Origin of the sequence: Streptomyces hygroscopicus subsp. hygroscopicus (genome assembly GCF_030269125.1) — a bacterium.
In the GTDB taxonomy this organism is placed as follows: domain Bacteria; phylum Actinomycetota; class Actinomycetes; order Streptomycetales; family Streptomycetaceae; genus Streptomyces; species Streptomyces hygroscopicus_C.
In genome coordinates this window covers 1-16,161 of sequence record NZ_BSSM01000013.1, presented here as the reverse complement: position 1 = coordinate 16,161, position 16,161 = coordinate 1, and the positions used below count along the sequence as shown (strand labels likewise).

The 16,161-nt window shown below is 71.6% G+C and carries 12 protein-coding genes and 1 pseudogene; 9 read left to right on the top strand and 4 right to left on the bottom strand.

Going from position 1 to position 16,161, the window contains the following annotated elements; all coding sequences use genetic code 11:
• Nucleotides 1–56: 56 nt before the first annotated feature.
• Both QSK45_RS26295 and QSK45_RS26290 read right to left on the bottom strand, forming a co-directional pair.
• Nucleotides 57–1,219 (bottom strand): IS3 family transposase gene (locus QSK45_RS26295; protein WP_285561098.1). Its coding sequence is split into 2 segments (ribosomal slippage): nt 57–932 and nt 935–1,219, totalling 1,161 coding nucleotides; the frame shifts between segments, so codons are not numbered across the junction.
• Nucleotides 1,220–1,265: 46 nt separating this feature from the next.
• Complete coding sequence (locus QSK45_RS26290; protein WP_285561096.1) at nt 1,266–2,900, bottom strand: recombinase family protein; 1,635 nt, start codon at nt 2,898–2,900, stop codon at nt 1,266–1,268.
• 360 nt (nt 2,901–3,260) lie between these two features.
• Here QSK45_RS26290 and QSK45_RS26285 point away from each other — a divergent pair, with 360 nt between their 5' ends.
• Nucleotides 3,261–3,893 carry a response regulator transcription factor gene (locus QSK45_RS26285; protein ID WP_285561094.1) on the top strand — a complete coding sequence of 211 codons (633 nt, stop codon included), beginning with the start codon at nt 3,261–3,263 and terminating at the stop codon, nt 3,891–3,893.
• 139 nt (nt 3,894–4,032) lie between these two features.
• Nucleotides 4,033–4,608 carry a hypothetical protein gene (locus QSK45_RS26280; protein WP_285561093.1) on the top strand — a complete coding sequence of 192 codons (576 nt, stop codon included), beginning with the start codon at nt 4,033–4,035 and terminating at the stop codon, nt 4,606–4,608.
• 161 nt (nt 4,609–4,769) lie between these two features.
• Here QSK45_RS26280 and QSK45_RS26275 read toward each other — a convergent pair whose 3' ends face one another.
• The gene (locus QSK45_RS26275; RefSeq protein WP_285561091.1) at nt 4,770–5,750 is read right to left on the bottom strand and encodes a YihY/virulence factor BrkB family protein; all 981 of its coding nucleotides are present in this window, start codon (nt 5,748–5,750) and stop codon (nt 4,770–4,772) included.
• A gap of 166 nt (nt 5,751–5,916) precedes the next feature.
• On the opposite strand from QSK45_RS26275, the gene QSK45_RS26270 reads away from it, so the two are divergent.
• The 7 genes from QSK45_RS26270 to obgE all read left to right on the top strand — a co-directional run bounded on the left by QSK45_RS26270 (nt 5,917) and on the right by obgE (nt 15,717).
• Nucleotides 5,917–6,693 carry a TIGR03936 family radical SAM-associated protein gene (locus tag QSK45_RS26270; RefSeq protein ID WP_285561089.1) on the top strand — a complete coding sequence of 259 codons (777 nt, stop codon included), beginning with the start codon at nt 5,917–5,919 and terminating at the stop codon, nt 6,691–6,693.
• 261 nt (nt 6,694–6,954) lie between these two features.
• Entirely contained in the window at nt 6,955–11,430 is a 4,476-nt protein-coding gene (locus QSK45_RS26265; protein ID WP_285561087.1) for an Rne/Rng family ribonuclease, read from the top strand.
• 121 nt (nt 11,431–11,551) lie between these two features.
• Entirely contained in the window at nt 11,552–12,304 is a 753-nt protein-coding gene (locus tag QSK45_RS26260) for a phosphocholine cytidylyltransferase family protein (RefSeq protein ID WP_285561085.1), read from the top strand.
• Nucleotides 12,292–13,350, top strand: coding sequence for an iron-containing alcohol dehydrogenase family protein (locus tag QSK45_RS26255; protein WP_285561082.1), 1,059 nt, complete (start codon nt 12,292–12,294; stop codon nt 13,348–13,350). The genes QSK45_RS26260 and QSK45_RS26255 overlap by 13 nt, the downstream gene beginning before the upstream one ends.
• Before the next feature lie 211 nt (nt 13,351–13,561).
• Nucleotides 13,562–13,882 (top strand): 50S ribosomal protein L21, encoded by a 321-nt coding sequence (gene rplU / locus QSK45_RS26250; protein ID WP_009188585.1) that lies wholly within the window; start codon nt 13,562–13,564, stop codon nt 13,880–13,882.
• Nucleotides 13,883–13,896: 14 nt separating this feature from the next.
• Nucleotides 13,897–14,151 (top strand): 50S ribosomal protein L27, encoded by a 255-nt coding sequence (rpmA, locus tag QSK45_RS26245; protein ID WP_030779398.1) that lies wholly within the window; start codon nt 13,897–13,899, stop codon nt 14,149–14,151.
• A gap of 120 nt (nt 14,152–14,271) precedes the next feature.
• Complete coding sequence (gene obgE / locus QSK45_RS26240; protein WP_285561073.1) at nt 14,272–15,717, top strand: GTPase ObgE; 1,446 nt, start codon at nt 14,272–14,274, stop codon at nt 15,715–15,717.
• Nucleotides 15,718–15,901: 184 nt separating this feature from the next.
• Here obgE and QSK45_RS26235 read toward each other — a convergent pair.
• Nucleotides 15,902–16,161: pseudogene (locus tag QSK45_RS26235) on the bottom strand (UTP--glucose-1-phosphate uridylyltransferase); the annotation flags it as partial.

Genomic DNA, 16,161 nt, shown 5'->3' with positions numbered 1-16,161 from the left:
TCCCAGCAAGCATTCTCCTACTGAGGGTCTGCTGCAGGTTCGGGTGACAGGTGCGGTCACGCGGCCTGGAGGGCCGGCGTGGTCATGACGGTCTCGAATTCGACGGGGGTCAGCCGGGCGAGCGACGTTTGTCGGCGCCGTCGGTGGTAGGTCCGCTCGATCCAGGTCACGATCGCGATCCGCAGTTCTTCACGGGTGGCCCAGGCGCGGCGGTCGAGGACGTTCTTCTGCAGCAGGCTGAAGAAGGACTCCATGGCCGCGTTGTCGCCGGCAGCTCCGACCCTCCCTATCGAACCGGCCATCCGGTGGCGATCGAGCGCCCGGACGAACTTCCGGGAGCGGAACTGCGATCCGCGATCGCTGTGCAGAATGCAGCCGTCGACGTCTCCACGCCGGGCCACGGCGTTTTCCAGGGCGGCCACGGCCAGGCGGGACTTCATCCGCGCGTCGATGGAGTAGCCCACGATCCTGTTGCTGAAGGCGTCCTTGATCGCGCAGAGGTAGAGCTTGCCTTCGCCGGTGGCGTGCTCGGTGATGTCGGTGAGCCACAGCCGGTTTGCACAGGTCGCGGTGAAGTCACGGCGGACCAGGTCGTCGTGCACCGGCGGGCCGGCCTTCTTTCCCTTGCGGCGCTTCTTGCCGAACACGCTCCACCAGCGGTTGTCCCGGCAGATCCGCCATGCGGTCCGGTCCGCCATCACGGCCCCGGCGCCGCGCGCTTCGTCGGCGAGGAAGCGGTAGCCGAACTCCGGGTCGTCGCGATGCGCGTCGAACAGCGCGTTCGCGCGGTATGCCTCCTCCAGCATGGCGTCGGTCACCGGCTGGTCCAGCCAGCGGTAGTAGGGCTGTCTGGCGAGCTTCAGCACCCGGCACGCAACCGTGACGGGCACCCCGTCCCCGGCCAGCTCCCTCACGAGCGGGTAGATCCTTTTCCCGGCAGATGCGCCTGTGACAGATAGGCCGCGGCCCGCCGCAGGACCTCGTTCTCCTGCTCCAGCAGCTTGATCCGCCGACGCGCTTCCCGCAGTTCCGCGCTCTCCTGACTGGTCACCCCTGGCTTGGTTCCGTCGTCGATGTCCGCGCGGCGCATCCATTTCCACAACGTCATCGGATGGACTCCGAAGTCGGTGGCCACCTGCTCCACCGTCACACCCGGGCCTCGGTTCCTCGCGACCCGCACGACGTCCTGGCGGAACTCCTCCGGATAAGGCTTGGGCACAGCGACATCCTTCCCACCCGCCCCACAGGGCAAGCGAGTTCAGATGTCACCCGATCGTGCGGCAGACCCCTTTGGCGAAGTCATCCTCTTTCATGATCAGCCGGTCTCGTACGTCTTTGGGGATCATGAGCTTCATGTGGATGTGAGGGGCGCGAACCCCCTTCACCCTGGTCCGCTTGATCACACACTTGACGCCGACCCTGAGCAGATCGGCGGCCATGGCCTCTATGCCGCCTTCTTCCCAGTGCTGCCGGAAGGTTTTGCCGTTGTGCACGGCTACCCATCGATCCTTCGTGGACTCCGGGTCGATGGCCTCCAACTGCTTGATGAGGTCGTCCAGCGTCTTCTCGGCCTTCTCCTTGGTGAAGCGGGTCTTCGTGAACCGGCCTCCGGGCTCCAAGCCAGTCATGTAGTAGCTGATCGACTGCTCCAGCCGCTGTAGCTCCTTGCGGGCCTCGGCGCCCTGTCGGTACTCGCGTGTCATGACAGGCTCGTCACCCAGGACCCTCAGAACGTCGTCCACGAGCTTGCCGTAGATCTCGTCGGGGTTAGGGGCGCCGTGTCCTCCGGCTTTGCACTTGCCGCACCGCAAGTACGAGTACGACCGTCCAGCGACCCGGTTCTTCTGCACGGTCATGTTCGAGCGGCAGTCATGGCAGATCAGTACGCCGAGGAACTTCGTCGCACCGCCGGGACGCCGTGTGGGCTGGTCCTTCGCTCTGTGGTCCAGGGCCTTCTGAAGGCTGTCGTACTCCTCCTCGGTGAAGATCGGTTCGGCCACACGGATGGGCTGAGCGTCGCTGCCGAGGACGATCTTCGAGCGGCGTACGCCTCCGTTCTTGTCCTCCTCTACCCGGTAGCCCATGAGGGCTGGGTTCCTGAGGCGCCGGAGCAGTGTTGAGGCCGTAAGCCCTGGCCCGCAGAGACTGGCTCGTACGAGAACCTTGGCCATGCGCCGCGCTGACGCCGGCTTGACGCGCATGGCGGCTTTCCGGCACCAGTGCAGTGCCCGGTACGCATCCGGGTTGATGGCGAGTACGACTCGGCCGTCCCCGTCCTCCGCTGTCTCGTATCCATACGCGGGCTTGCCTACAAGCCACTCACCCTGAGTCTTCGTGTAGTCCCAGAGGCTGGCTACGCGTGTGCTCGTGTTGGCTGCCTCGATCTCGGCGATACCACCGATGATCGTCACCATGATCTTCCCGGCCGTCGTGGTCAGGTCGATCGAGTCGTTCTTGGAGACGAGGTTCTTGCCGTACTTCAGACACCAGTCGATCATGGTGCTGAGGTCGGTGAGCCGTCGGACGAAGCGGTCCAGCTTCCAGAAAAGGATCTCGTCGAACTCTGGTGCCCGGTTGTTGAGCCAGTCCCCGAGCTCCTTGCGCTTCCACGGCGGAACCTTCGTGGCTGACACGTTGAGATCGCTCGCCACCCCTACCACTCGACAACCGCGCTCCAGGGCCAGCTTTCGGAGATCGAGTTCCTGACGAACAGGTGACGTCGTGTCGTCGGTGAGGACGGAGAGTCGCACGGACAACAGGGCCCGCGGGGCGTCGTCGGGTAAGCGTGCCTCCGCCCTCTTCAGTTCCTCCAAGAGCGCTAAGTCCGCCTCCGTCCACTCAGTCTCAACCGTGTACTGAGCGCGGTCAGTTGCCGCGCGGGTCCTCGTTCGCTTCCCCATGACCAGCACGGTAGCGGTTTTAGGTCCGTTGGTGAATGGCCGCAGATGGACACCCACATCCAAATCGGCCCGACGGGCAAGAAGTTGCTGCCCCTGACGGTCAAGAACGCGGGGCCTGCGCCCGCTTCGAGCGGTCACGCGCACTGAGGTGACGGGGCCTCGATCGGCGGGTGAGTCGCCGACGGCGTGAGGAGGAGCCCATGGCCGCCGACGGCCATGGGCTCCTCCTTTTCCCGTACGGGCTAGCGCAGCATGCCGGTCAGCCGCGCAGCGGCGATTCTTGAGGTGACGCTGTCGAATCGCCAGTTGCCCAGGCCCGCGGTCCCCGCATGGCCGGTGCCCCTATCCACGGGAACCCCGATGAGCGCACAATCGACGTACGTAGCGATCATTTCCGACGGTCCGATTCTTCTGCGCGGCCTTTCGCACGTGCTCGACACCGCGCCGGACCTGGAGAGGGTGGCCTCTGTCGGCAACTCGGATCCGCGGCGCGCCGAGTGCCCGGCGGACGCAGACGTCGTCCTGCTCCATACCCAGGCGCCGGTCAGGGACGCGTGCAAGCTGGTCACGGAGTTACACGAGCGGGGGCACAAGGTCGTCGTGCTGTCGGCCTCCGCGGCGCAGACCGAGGAGCTCCTGCTCTTCATCGAAGCGGGTGCTCGCGGGTATCTCAGCCAACACGTCGGGGAGGCTGAGTTGTTGACAGCGATCCGTGCCGTCGCGTCCGGTCGCAGTCATTTCTCCACCGTTCTCGACGACCGGACTCCGCACAAGCGAGGTCTGCGCATCACGGATCGTGAGAGGCAGATCCTGGAACTCGTCGCGAGCGGTGCCACCGACCGCGAGATCGCCTCCAAGCTGAACATCAGCGAGCACACGGTTCATTCCCATCTCGACCGGCTCGGAAGCAAGACGGGTTTCCGTCGCAGGGCCGACCTCACGCGGCTGGCGCTCTTGCAAGGAGCGGCCGGAGAGCTCGCGGGAGAGGGGTAATTCCGCCCACCCGGCCGGTGGTTTCTGCCCCTGGTTCCCCGATGGGCGCGGACTGACGCTTGGGTGTGCGGCGGGGCGTCGCCCTGCCGGTGCCCTTGACGGGCGCAGTCCAGATCGCTCCGAGATTGGGGTGAGCAGCATGGCCAAGCGGCTCTTCCGGAACATCGGTGTCGCAGTGACAGCCTCCTCCTGCCTGGCTTTGGGGGCCTGGGGGATCTCCGCGAGCGACGTCGGCGCGTCACCGCGCACCTCGCACGTCGCACCGGCCACGCCCGACAAGCTGGTCTGCTACAAGGTCCGCAATGAGCGGCAGAGGTGGCACTGTGCGCGCAGGGTGAAAAACCGCGTCGTCTACGTGGTGGTCACCTCGCCGCCCCAGAACACGACCATCATCGTCGTGAACAACCTGCCGCCGGTCCCGCCGCTTCCGCCGAGCCCGACCGCGCCGACCACACCTCCGAGCCCGACGGCGCCGCCGACCACCAAGGCACCGGACACGCCCACCGCGCCGCCGACCACCGAGGCACCGGACACGCCCACCGCGCCGCCGACCACCGAGGCACCCGACACACCGACCGCGCCGCCGACCACCGAGGCACCGGACACCGAGGCACCCGACCCGGAGGCACCCAGCACCGAGGTGCCGAGCACCGAGGTTCCCGACACGCCGGCGCCGGACACCGGGGAAGCCGACACCGAGGCGCCGAGCGCGTGACCGGCGACGGCGGATGAACGGGGGCGGAACGCTGTCCGGGCCGTGCTCTCGGGCTCGGGCGGAGGTTCCTCCGTGCTCCGGGAGGACGCCTCGTGGAGCGGGGGCGCCCTGACCGGGGCGCGGCCGGACGGGGGAGGTCCCTTGGACCCCCGCCTGGCGGCTCAGTCGTCCGGCGGGGGCTCGGGGTGCCGGCGGGTGACCTGGCCGCGGGCCGTGCGCCAGCGTGAGCGTGCCTGGTCGACCATGGCGTCCCACTGGCGGCGGACCTCGTCGTCGGGGGTGCGTTCGCCGTGGGAGATGCGGGTGAGTTCGTCGCGGACCTCGCGGCCGACGACGGAGGCGCCGACGATGCAGAGCATGACCGCGAAGAGGGCGGAGATCATGGCGAAGACGGCGCCGACGACGCCGTAGCGCTGGGCGGAGGTGTTGAAGAGGCGGGGGAGGTAGAGCGTCGCGCCCACGGAGTAGAGGCCGATGGCCACGGCGCCGGTGACGCCGAAGGGGATCAGGTCGCGCCAGGCGACGCGGCGCGCGGACAGCAGGACGCCGCTCCAGACGAGGAAGACCGCCGTCACCGGCACTTCGGCCGCCGTGCTGACCAGATGCGCCCGGCCCTCGCTCGGCAGGGAGTGGATCAGGCCGCTGACCCCCATGTAGCAGGCGCCGGAGAGCAGCCAGCCGAGGCCGTTGCGGGTGTTGCGCACGCTGAGGGACCTCAGCTCCCACGTCTGCTCGAACAGGCGTTGCAGGGCGCGGGTGAAGCTCAGCGCCGAGACCGCCAGGAACAGCACGCCGACGACGCTGACGTCCGCCTTCTCCTGGTCCGGGGCGAAGAGCGACTCGACCGCCGCGGCGCCCTCGCCCGTCAGGCCGTACCGCGAGACGAGGTGCTGTGCGATGTCGTACGAACCGACGCTGGTCAGCACCGCCGCGCCGATGATCGCCAGCGGCACCAGCGCGGTCAGGGCGCTGGACGCCAGGGCCATGGAGCGGTCGAAGCCCGCGATCCGCTGGAACCGGCTCAGCACCCGCAGCGTGAACGCAGGACGCAGCCAGAAGGTGAGGGCCCTGAGCAGGCGCCGGCCGCGGTTCTCCGCCGTCGTACCCTCCGGGGATCGTTCGGAAGGGGGCAAAATGATCAAAGGGGGTGGCTGTGAAGGGTAACCGGACCGCCCCGTCCCGCCCCCGCCGACACGACGGGAACCTCCGCGCCTCGCGGCACGTACTCTTGGTAGGAGTACAACCGCTCTCACGAAGGACAGGACACTGGGCAAGCGACAGCCCGAAGGCCCGCCGCCCGCACCCGCGGTGCAGCGCATTCGACTGCGCTACACCAAGCGCGGCCGCCTGAGGTTCACCAGCCACCGAGACTTCCAGCGCGCCTTCGAGCGTGCGCTGCGCCGCGCCGAGGTGCCCATGGCGTACTCGGCCGGATTCACGCCGCACCCGAAGGTGTCGTATGCCAATGCCGCACCCACCGGCACCGGCAGTGAGGCGGAGTACCTGGAGATCGCGCTCACCGCGCCGCGCGACCCCGGGAAACTGCGCGTCCTCCTCGATGAGTCGCTGCCCACCGGCCTCGACATCGTCGACGCGGTCGAGGCGCACACCTCGGGTCTCGCCGACCGGCTGACGGCTTCCGTCTGGGAGCTCAGGCTGGCCGGAGTCGATCCGGCCGACGCGGAGCGCGCGGTCGAGGCCTTCAACGGGGCCGGGTCCGTCGAGGTGCAGCGCATGACCAAGAACGGTGTGCGCACCTTCGACGCCCGCCCGGCCGTGGCGAGCCTCGAGGCGCACGGCGCACCGGCTGATGGGCCGACCGACCAGCCCTGTGCGATACTGCGGCTGGTTGTTCGGCACGTGACGCCTGCCGTACGACCCGACGACGTCCTGTCCGGTCTCCGCGCCGTGGCCGACCTGGCGCCGCCGGTCCCCGCAGCGGTGACCAGGCTGGCGCAGGGGCTGTTCGATGAAGAGACCGGCACGGTGACCGACCCGCTCGCGCCCGACCGCGAGGCAGCCAAGGCCCTGACGGCCGCGCCGGCTGCCGCCGCGACGGCGCCGATGCCGGAAGGTCCCGCGTAGGACGGACGTCGTAGCGCCGCCCTCGTACTCGGGAGCCACCTGGGTCGGGCAGCGCACCGACCAGAAGACTTTCGCCAGGCCGTACCGACAAGGCGTACGGAACCGGCGAGACAGGACACAGAGTGCTCCCGTGCGGCGCCCGCGCCCCGGACGGCGGCCACCGCGCATCGCGCGGGCCGCGGACGTCACCGGCGGACGGCCCCTTCGGGCCGGTGCCGGACCAGGCGCGGCGCCCGGGAGCCTGACGGGAGAACCGCCCGCATGCTCGAGCCGACCGAACCCACCGAGGGTTCCGAACTGAACACACCGAGCGACACCCTGCCGCCGCGCAGGCGTCGCCGTGCCGCCTCTCGCCCCGCGGGTCCGCCCGTCGCGGGCGAGGCGCCCGCCGAGGTCACCGTCCCGGCCATACCGGCCGCGCAGACGGAGGAGACCGACGAGGCGGTCGAGGCCGAGGAGGCCGCTGCCGCGGCCACGGCCGTGGACACGGAGGAGGCCGCGGCGGCCCAGGTGGCCGAGGAGGCCGCCCCCGCCGCGCGACCGCGCCGCCGTGCCACCCGCCGCGCGTCCGCGCCCGCCGGGGCGCCCGCCACCACCGAGACGGCGGAGCCCGCCGAGACCGTCGCGCCGGCCCCGGCCGCCGAGGTCGCCGAGGGTGGCGAGGTCGTTGTCGGCGAGGACGCCGCCCCGCGTCGCGTACGCCGCCGGGCCACGCGCAGCGTCGCGACGCCGAGCGCGGCCGAGGCGGAGGCCCCGGCCGAGGAGGAGGCGCCCGCCGCGCGTCCCCGCCGTCGCACCACCCGTCGGGCCGCCGCGCCCACCGCCGAGACCGTCGTACCGGTCGCCGAGACGCCCGAGACCGTCGTACCGGCCGCCGAGACGCCCGAGACCGTCGTACCGGCCGCCGAGACCGCTGCCGCCGAGGCGGGGACCGTCGAGGAGGCGCCCGCCGCGCGTCCGCGCCGTCGTGCCACGCGTCGTGCGTCCGCGCCCGCCGGGGCGCCCGCCGCCGAGGTGGCCGAGGCCGTGGAGAGCGCGGAGGCCGCCGTGCCGGTCGCCGCCGAAGCGGCCCCCGAGCCGGAAGAGGCCGCTCCCGCCCCCCGGACCCGCCGTCGGGCCACCCGCCGCGTCGCCGCGCCCGCCGGCTCGCCCGAGTCCGCCGAGGCCGCCGAGACGGTCGTCCGGGCCACGGTCGAGGACGCTTCCGGGGCCGTGACGGCCGCCGAGGAGCCCGCCGCCGAGGCCGCCCCCGCGCGTCCCCGCCGCCGCGCCACCCGCCGGGCCTCCGCGCCCGCCGGCGCGCCGAAGGCCGCCGAGGAGACCCCGGCCGCCGAGGCCCCGGTCGCCGAGCCGGAGGCCGAGGCTCCGGCCCCGGTCACTGAGCCCGCCGCCCCGGCCCCCGACGAGGACGCCGCCCCCCGTCGTCCCCGCCGTCGCGCCACCCGCCGGGTCACCGCGCCCGAGAGCACCCCCGCTGCCGAGGCCGCGCACACCCCGGAGGTTCCCGTCACCACGCACACCACCGAGCCCGCGCCGGCCGTCGAGAGCGTGCCCGTCGCCGCCGCCGAGGCGGCCGGGGCCGCCGAGAGCGCCGCCCCGCGTCGAGCCCGGCGCCGGGCCGTGCGCCCCGCGTCCGGGTTCTCCGAGCCCGCGCGCGCCGCCGGGGCCGAGGAGGGCTCGCGCCGGCCCGCGCGTCCGGCCGTCGCCGTCTTCCAGGCGCCGGTGTTCGCCGAGCCGCGCTTCCAGACGCCGGAGCGCGCCGCCGCCGAGGCCGCTGCCGAGGCCGTGGAGCCCGTGCAGCCCGCCGAGCCCGAGGAGAGCCCGGAGTACGCCGAGGAGCGCGCCGAGACCGGCTCGCGCCGTCGCCGTCGCCGCCGCGCCGAGCGCGTCGAGGAGGCCCCGACCGCCGAGGCCGTCGTCGAGGACGAGGACGAGGGCGAGGACGAGGAGCCCGAGAGCGCCGAGGGTGAGGGCGAGGACGCCGAGGGCTACGAGGAGTCCTCCTCGCGCCGCCGTCGCCGTCGGGGCGGCCGTCGCCGTCGTCGCGGGGACGCCGCCGAGGGCGAGGGCGCCGAGGACGGTACCGAGGACCTGGCCGCCGAGCAGGCGGCGCAGGACGCCGAGGACACCGCCGAGCAGGAGGAGGACGACGAGGAGGAGGCACGCGGCGAGGAGCCCGGTGGCTCCAGCGCGGGCAGCCGTCGCCGTCGTCGCCGCCGTCGTCGCGCCGGTGACACCTCCGTGGACACCGAGCCGTCCTCCGACGACCCGGAGCGCACGGTCGTCAAGGTCCGTGAGCCGCGCAAGCAGAGCGAGCCGTCCGACGAGGTGCAGTCCATCAAGGGCTCGACCCGTCTGGAGGCCAAGAAGCAGCGCCGCCGCGAGGGCCGTGAGCAGGGCCGCCGCCGCGTCCCGATCATCACCGAGGCCGAGTTCCTGGCCCGCCGCGAGGCCGTCGAGCGCGTGATGGTCGTGCGCCAGCACGGCGAGCGCACCCAGATCGGCGTCCTCGAGGACAACGTGCTCGTGGAGCACTACGTCAACAAGGAGCAGTCGACCTCGTACGTCGGCAACGTCTACCTCGGCAAGGTGCAGAACGTGCTGCCGTCGATGGAGGCCGCCTTCATCGACATCGGCAAGGGCCGCAACGCCGTCCTGTACGCCGGTGAGGTCAACTTCGAGGCGCTGGGCATGGGCAACGGCCCGCGGCGCATCGAGACCGCCCTCAAGTCCGGGCAGTCCGTGCTCGTCCAGGTCACCAAGGACCCGATCGGGCACAAGGGCGCGCGACTGACCAGCCAGGTCTCCCTGCCGGGCCGCTACCTCGTGTACGTGCCCGAGGGCTCCATGACCGGCATCAGCCGGAAGCTGCCCGACACCGAGCGGGCCCGGTTGAAGACCATCCTCAAGAAGATCGTCCCCGAGGACGCGGGCGTCATCGTGCGCACCGCCGCCGAGGGTGCGAGCGAGGACGAGCTGCGCCGCGACGTCGAGCGGCTCCAGGCGCAGTGGGAGGACATCCAGAAGAAGGCCAAGAGCGGCAACGCCCCGACACTGCTGTACGGCGAGCCGGACATGACCGTCCGGGTCGTGCGCGACATCTTCAACGAGGACTTCTCCAAGGTCATCGTCAGCGGTGACGACGCCTGGGGGACGATCCACGGGTACGTCGCGCACGTCGCGCCGGACCTGGCGGGCCGCCTGTCGAGGTGGACCTCGGAGGTCGACGTCTTCGCCACCTACCGGATCGACGAGCAGCTCGCCAAGGCACTGGACCGCAAGGTCTGGCTGCCCAGTGGCGGTTCGCTGGTGATCGACCGGACCGAGGCGATGGTCGTCATCGACGTCAACACCGGCAAGTTCACCGGCCAGGGCGGCAACCTGGAGGAGACGGTCACCAGGAACAACCTGGAGGCGGCCGAGGAGATCGTGCGCCAGCTGCGGCTGCGCGACCTCGGCGGCATCATCGTGATCGACTTCATCGACATGGTCCTGGAGTCCAACCGCGACCTGGTGCTGCGCCGCCTGCTGGAGTGCCTGGGCCGCGACCGTACGAAGCACCAGGTGGCCGAGGTGACCTCGCTGGGCCTGGTGCAGATGACCCGTAAGCGGGTCGGCCAGGGTCTGCTGGAGTCCTTCTCCGAGACCTGTGTGCACTGCAACGGTCGTGGTGTCATCGTCCACCTGGAGCAGCCCGGCTCCGGCGGCGGTGGCGGCGGCAAGCGCAAGAAGCGCGGCCGTGGCGGCGAGGGGCAGGAGCAGCCGCACGAGCACGTGCACGAGACCGCCGCGGTCGCCGAGCCGGAGATCGAGACCGCCGCCGAGGTGGCCGCCGAGATCGCCGAGCCGGTCGCCCTCGCGGCCCCGGGGTTCGCGCCGGACGAGGAGCTGTACAGCAGCGTCGCCGAGGCGGAGGCGGCGGCCGGCCGCGGCCGTACCCGCCGTCGGGCGAGCCGTCGCGCGTCGGCCCCGGCGGGCGCGCCGAGGGCGGAGAAGTCCGCCCGGAAGGCCGCCGCCAGGGCGAAGGACGGCGAAGAGGCCGTCGAGCCGACCGCCCAGGAGGTCACCGCCGAGGAGGCGGCGGCGCGTCCGGTGCGGCCGGAGCCGGCCGCCGAGGCGCTGGCCGAGCCCGTGGCCGCCGAGGACCAGGTGGTCCCGGCGCCCGAGGCCGCCGAGGAGGCCGCGCCGAAGGGCCGTACGCGTCGTCGGGCGACCCGGAAGGTGTCCGCGCCGGCGGGTTCCCCCGCGGGTGCCGAGGCCGCCGTGGTGACCGTCGCCGAGACCGCGCCTGCGGCCCCGGTGGCGGAGCCCGCCGCGGAGGAGCCGCCCGCGCCCGCCGAGAGCGCCGCCCCGGCCCGTCCGCGCCGCCGTGCCGTGCGGCAGGCCGCCGCGCCGACCGCGTCCGAGGAGACGGCCGTCGTGGTCGTCCCCGCGGCCGCGAGCGAGGCGGCCGCGGAGGCCCCCGCCGGAGAGGTTCCCGCCGTGGAGGCTCCCGCCGGGGAAGCTCCGGTCGAGGAGGGGTCCGCCGAGGAGGTCCCGGCCCCGGCCAAGAAGACCGCCCGCAAGGCGGCCAAGAAGGCCACGGCGAAGAAGGCGGCCACCAAGAAGACGGCGGCCAAGAAGACCGCCGCGAAGAAGACCGCCGCGAAGAAGACGACGGCCAAGAAGGCCGCGGCCACGAAGACGGCAGCGGCGAAGAAGGCCGCGGCGACCAAGCAGTCGACCTCCGTCGACTGACCGGTCACCGGCGCGTCGGGGTGCGGTCCTGTCCGCGAGGAGAGGGCCGCACCTGCTTTTTCCAGCGGGCCGGGGCACCGCGCCCCCGGCTTGCGACCCTGAACCGAAGGAGAGAACCGCGATGATAGGCCTCGTGCTGGCGGCCGGCGCCGGACGGCGTCTGCGCCCCTACACGGACACCCTGCCCAAGGCCCTGGTGCCGGTCGGCGCGGAGGACGGGCCCGAGGCCGTCTCTGTCCTGGACCTGACCCTCGGCAACTTCGCGGAGATCGGTCTGACCGAGGTCGCGGTGATCGTCGGCTACCGCAAGGAGGCCGTCTACGCGCGCAAGGCCGAGTTCGAGGAGAAGTACGGCCTCACGCTCACGCTCATCGACAACGACAAGGCCGAGGAGTGGAACAACGCCTACTCCCTGTGGTGCGGCCGGGACGCGCTCAAGGACGGCGTGATCCTCGCCAACGGCGACACCGTGCACCCGGTCTCGGTCGAGAAGACGCTGCTGGCCGCCCGCGGCGACGGCAAGAAGATCATCCTCGCGCTGGACACCGTGAAGTCCCTCGCGGACGAGGAGATGAAGGTCGTCGTCGACCCCGAGAAGGGGATGACGCGGATCACCAAGCTGATGGACCCGGCCGAGGCGACCGGTGAGTACATCGGCGTGACCCTGATCGAGGGCGACGCGGCCGGGGAGCTGGCCGACGCCCTGCGCGCGACCTTCGAGCGCGACCCGCAGCTGTACTACGAGGACGGCTACCAGGAGCTGGTCGACCGCGGCTTCCGGATCGACGTGGCGCCGATCGGCGACGTCGACTGGGTCGAGATCGACAACCACGAGGACCTCGCCCGCGGGCGGGAGATCGCATGCCGGTACTGACCCGGCTGTTCCCGTCGCCGATCGTCATGGACATCCGCGCGGGTGCCCTGGACGACCTGGCGGGCGTGCTCGCCGACCAGCGCATCTCCGACTCCGGGCGGCTCGCCGTCGCGGTCAGCCGCGGGTACGGCGCCCAGCTGCGCGAGCGCCTCGCGCCGGCCCTGCCCGCCGCCACCTGGTTCGAGGTGGGCGGCGGCACCCTGGACGAGGCGGTCGACCTGGCCGACCGCATGAAGTCCGGTGACTTCGACGCGGTCGTGGGCATCGGCGGCGGCAAGATCGTCGACTGTGCGAAGTACTCCGCGGCGCGGATCGGGCTGCCCCTGGTCGTGGTGCCGACGAACCTCTCGCACGACGGCATCTGCTCGCCCGTGTCCAACCTGGACAACGACGCGGGGCGCGGCTCCTACGGCGTGCCCGCGCCCATCGCCCTGTTCATCGACCTCGACGTGATCCGCGAGGCTCCGCTGCGCTTCGTGCGCTCGGGCATAGGCGACGCCCTGTCCAACATCTCCGCGGTCGCGGACTGGGAGCTGGACCACCGGGTCAACGGCGAGAAGATAGACGGTCTCGCCGCGGCCATGGCCCGCCAGGCCGGCGAGGCGGTGCTCAGGCACCCGGGCGGCTGCGGCGACGACGGGTTCCTCACCGTGCTGTCCGAGGGTCTGGTGCTGACCGGCATCGCCATGTCGATCGCCGGGCACACCCGGCCCTCCTCGGGCGCCTGCCATGAGATCAGTCACGCACTCGACCTGCTCTACCCCCGCCGGGCCGCCGCGCACGGCGAACAGGTGGGTCTCGGCGCCGCCTTCGCCACGTACCTGCGCGGCGACCACGAGGGCTCCCGGCTGATCGTGGAGGGGCTGCGCCGGCACGGGCTGCCCGTGGTGGCCGAGGAAATCGGCTTCAGCGACGAGGAGTTCGTCCGGGCCGTGGCGTTCGCGCCGGAGACCCGGCCGGGCCGCTACACGATCCTGGAGCACCTCGACCTCTCGCCGGAGGGCATCGAGGAGGCGTACGCCGGGTACGTCGCCGCGGCCGCCTGAGCGACGGGACGCCGACGTGAGGGGGCGGACGCCCAGTTTGACCCCCACGGCCCCGGCCCGTAATCTTGACCGTCGGCGTGTCATCGAGCCCGCCACATCCCCGTAAACCTGTTCCTCCCGGACGCTAGGCCGGCCGGGAGAGGTCGCCCATGCTGCTGCCGGGCGGCTGGCCTGCGGGGGTGCCGTTTCTTCGAGCGAAAGAGAGATCCGCGTGTACGCCATCGTGCGCAGCGGTGGTCGCCAGCACAAGGTTGCTGTCGGCGACATCGTTGAGGTTGACAAGATTTCCACCGCCAAGGTTGGCGACACGGTCGAGCTCTCGACCCTGCTCGTTGTCGACGGCGACGCTGTGACCAGCGACCCGTGGGTGCTGGCCGGCATCAAGGTCCAGGCCGAGGTCGTGGACCACCACAAGGGCCAGAAGATCGACATTCTGCGCTACAAGAACAAGACCGGCTACCGCCGTCGGCAGGGCCACCGCCAGCAGTACACGGCGATCAAGGTCACGTCGATCCCCACGGCTGCGAAGTAAGGGACTGAGAAGACATGGCACACAAGAAGGGCGCATCGTCCACCCGGAACGGTCGCGACTCCAATGCCCAGCGGCTCGGCGTGAAGCGCTTCGGCGGTCAGGTCGTGAACGCTGGTGAGATCCTGGTCCGCCAGCGCGGCACCCACTTCCACCCCGGCGCCGGCGTCGGCCGTGGCGGCGACGACACCCTGTTCGCCCTGCTGCCGGGCGCGGTGGAGTTCGGTACCCACCGTGGCCGCAAGGTCGTGAACATCGTTCCGGTCGCCTGAATCCGCTGATTCGGCACCGAACGCTTCGCGAGGCGGACCTCACTTCCCGGTCGGGAAGGCGGGTCCGCCTTTCGCGTGTTAGTACCTAGACATACCCGTGATTTCTGGAGGCACCGAACCATGACCACCTTCGTGGACCGCGTCGAACTGCACGTCGCCGCGGGTAACGGAGGCCACGGCTGTGCCTCCGTCCACCGTGAGAAGTTCAAGCCGCTGGGCGGCCCGGACGGCGGCAACGGCGGCCGTGGCGGCGACGTCATCCTGACCGTGGACCAGTCGGTCACCACGCTGCTCGACTACCACCACTCCCCGCACCGCAAGGCCACCAACGGCAAGCCCGGCGAGGGCGGCAACCGCTCCGGCAAGGACGGCGAGGACCTGGTCCTGCCGGTCCCGGACGGCACCGTGGTCCTCGACAAGGCGGGCAACGTGCTCGCCGACCTGGTCGGGCACGGGACGTCGTACGTCGCCGCACAGGGCGGCCGCGGCGGTCTCGGCAACGCGGCGCTGGCCTCGGCCCGCCGCAAGGCGCCCGGCTTCGCGCTGCTCGGCGTGCCCGGTGACCTCCAGGACGTCGTCCTGGAGCTGAAGACCGTCGCCGACGTGGCGCTGGTCGGTTATCCGAGCGCCGGCAAGTCCTCGCTGATCTCGGTGCTCAGCGCCGCCAAGCCGAAGATCGCGGACTACCCCTTCACCACCCTGGTGCCCAACCTCGGTGTGGTGACCGCCGGTTCGACCGTCTACACCATCGCCGACGTGCCGGGTCTGATCCCGGGCGCCAGCCAGGGCAAGGGCCTGGGCCTGGAGTTCCTGCGGCACGTGGAGCGGTGCAGCGTACTGGTGCACGTCCTGGACACCGCGACCCTGGAGTCCGACCGCGACCCGCTGTCCGACCTCGACGTCATCGAGGAGGAGCTGCGGCAGTACGGCGGCCTCGACAACCGGCCCCGGCTCGTCGTCCTGAACAAGGTCGACGTGCCCGACGGCAAGGACCTCGCCGAGATGGTCCGGCCCGACCTGGAGGCCCGCGGCTACCGCGTCTTCGAGGTCTCCGCGGTCGCCCACATCGGCCTGCGCGAGCTGTCCTTCGCCCTCGGTGAGCTGGTCGGCAAGGCGCGTGCGGCCAAGCCCAGGGAAGAGGCCACGCGGATCGTCATCCGGCCCAAGGCCGTGGACGACGCCGGCTTCACCGTCACCCGCGAGGAGGTCGGCGGCGAGCCGCTGTTCCGGGTGCGCGGCGAGAAGCCCGAGCGCTGGGTGCGCCAGACCGACTTCAACAACGACGAGGCCGTCGGCTACCTCGCGGACCGGCTCAACCGCCTCGGCGTGGAGGAGCAGTTGATGAAGGCGGGCGCCCGGGGCGGCGACGGCGTCGCCATCGGCCCCGAGGAGAACGCGGTCGTCTTCGACTGGGAGCCCTCGGTCACGGCCGGCGCCGAGATGCTCGGCCGCCGCGGTGAGGACCACCGCTTCGAGGCACCCCGGCCCGCGGCCCAGCGCCGCCGGGACAGGGAGGCAGAACGGGACGAGGCCGGCCGGGAGTTCGACGACTTCGAGCCGTTCTAGACGGCGGCGCCAGGCTGTTCAGGACGACGGTCCCCGCTGTTCAGGACGGCCGGTCCCGGCTGTTCCGGACGCCTGCATCGGGTGTTCCGGACCGCGGAAGGGGCCGTCCGGAACAGCCGGGACGGCGAAGAGGGCGGGCCCGGAGGATCTCCTCCGGGCCCGCCCTCTGTCTGGTCCGCCGGTGTCAGTCCTCGGCCAGCTCCTGGCCGACGTAACCGCGGAGCCAGGTGCGGAACTCCGGGCCCAGGTCCTCACGTTCGCACGCGAGCCTGACAATGGCACGCAGGTAGTCTCCTCGGTCGCCGGTGTCGTAGCGGCGGCCCTGGAAGACGACGCCGTGCACCGGGCCGCCGAGCTTCTCGTCGTCGGCGAGCTGCTGGAGCGCGTCGGTCAGCTGGATCTCCCCGCCGCGGCCCGGCTCGGTCTTGCGGAGTATGTCGAAGA

What these genes read in the sequence shown, in the direction of transcription:
- QSK45_RS26290 (WP_285561096.1), bottom strand. Translation starts at nt 2,900, where the DNA reads ATGGGGAAGCGAACGAGGACCCGCGCGGCAACTGACCGCGCTCAGTAC.
- QSK45_RS26285 (WP_285561094.1), top strand. Translation starts at nt 3,261, where the DNA reads ATGAGCGCACAATCGACGTACGTAGCGATCATTTCCGACGGTCCGATT.
- QSK45_RS26280 (WP_285561093.1), top strand. Translation starts at nt 4,033, where the DNA reads ATGGCCAAGCGGCTCTTCCGGAACATCGGTGTCGCAGTGACAGCCTCC.
- QSK45_RS26265 (WP_285561087.1), top strand. Translation starts at nt 6,955, where the DNA reads ATGCTCGAGCCGACCGAACCCACCGAGGGTTCCGAACTGAACACACCG.
- QSK45_RS26260 (WP_285561085.1), top strand. Translation starts at nt 11,552, where the DNA reads ATGATAGGCCTCGTGCTGGCGGCCGGCGCCGGACGGCGTCTGCGCCCC.
- QSK45_RS26255 (WP_285561082.1), top strand. Translation starts at nt 12,292, where the DNA reads ATGCCGGTACTGACCCGGCTGTTCCCGTCGCCGATCGTCATGGACATC.
- rpmA (WP_030779398.1), top strand. Translation starts at nt 13,897, where the DNA reads ATGGCACACAAGAAGGGCGCATCGTCCACCCGGAACGGTCGCGACTCC.
- obgE (WP_285561073.1), top strand. Translation starts at nt 14,272, where the DNA reads ATGACCACCTTCGTGGACCGCGTCGAACTGCACGTCGCCGCGGGTAAC.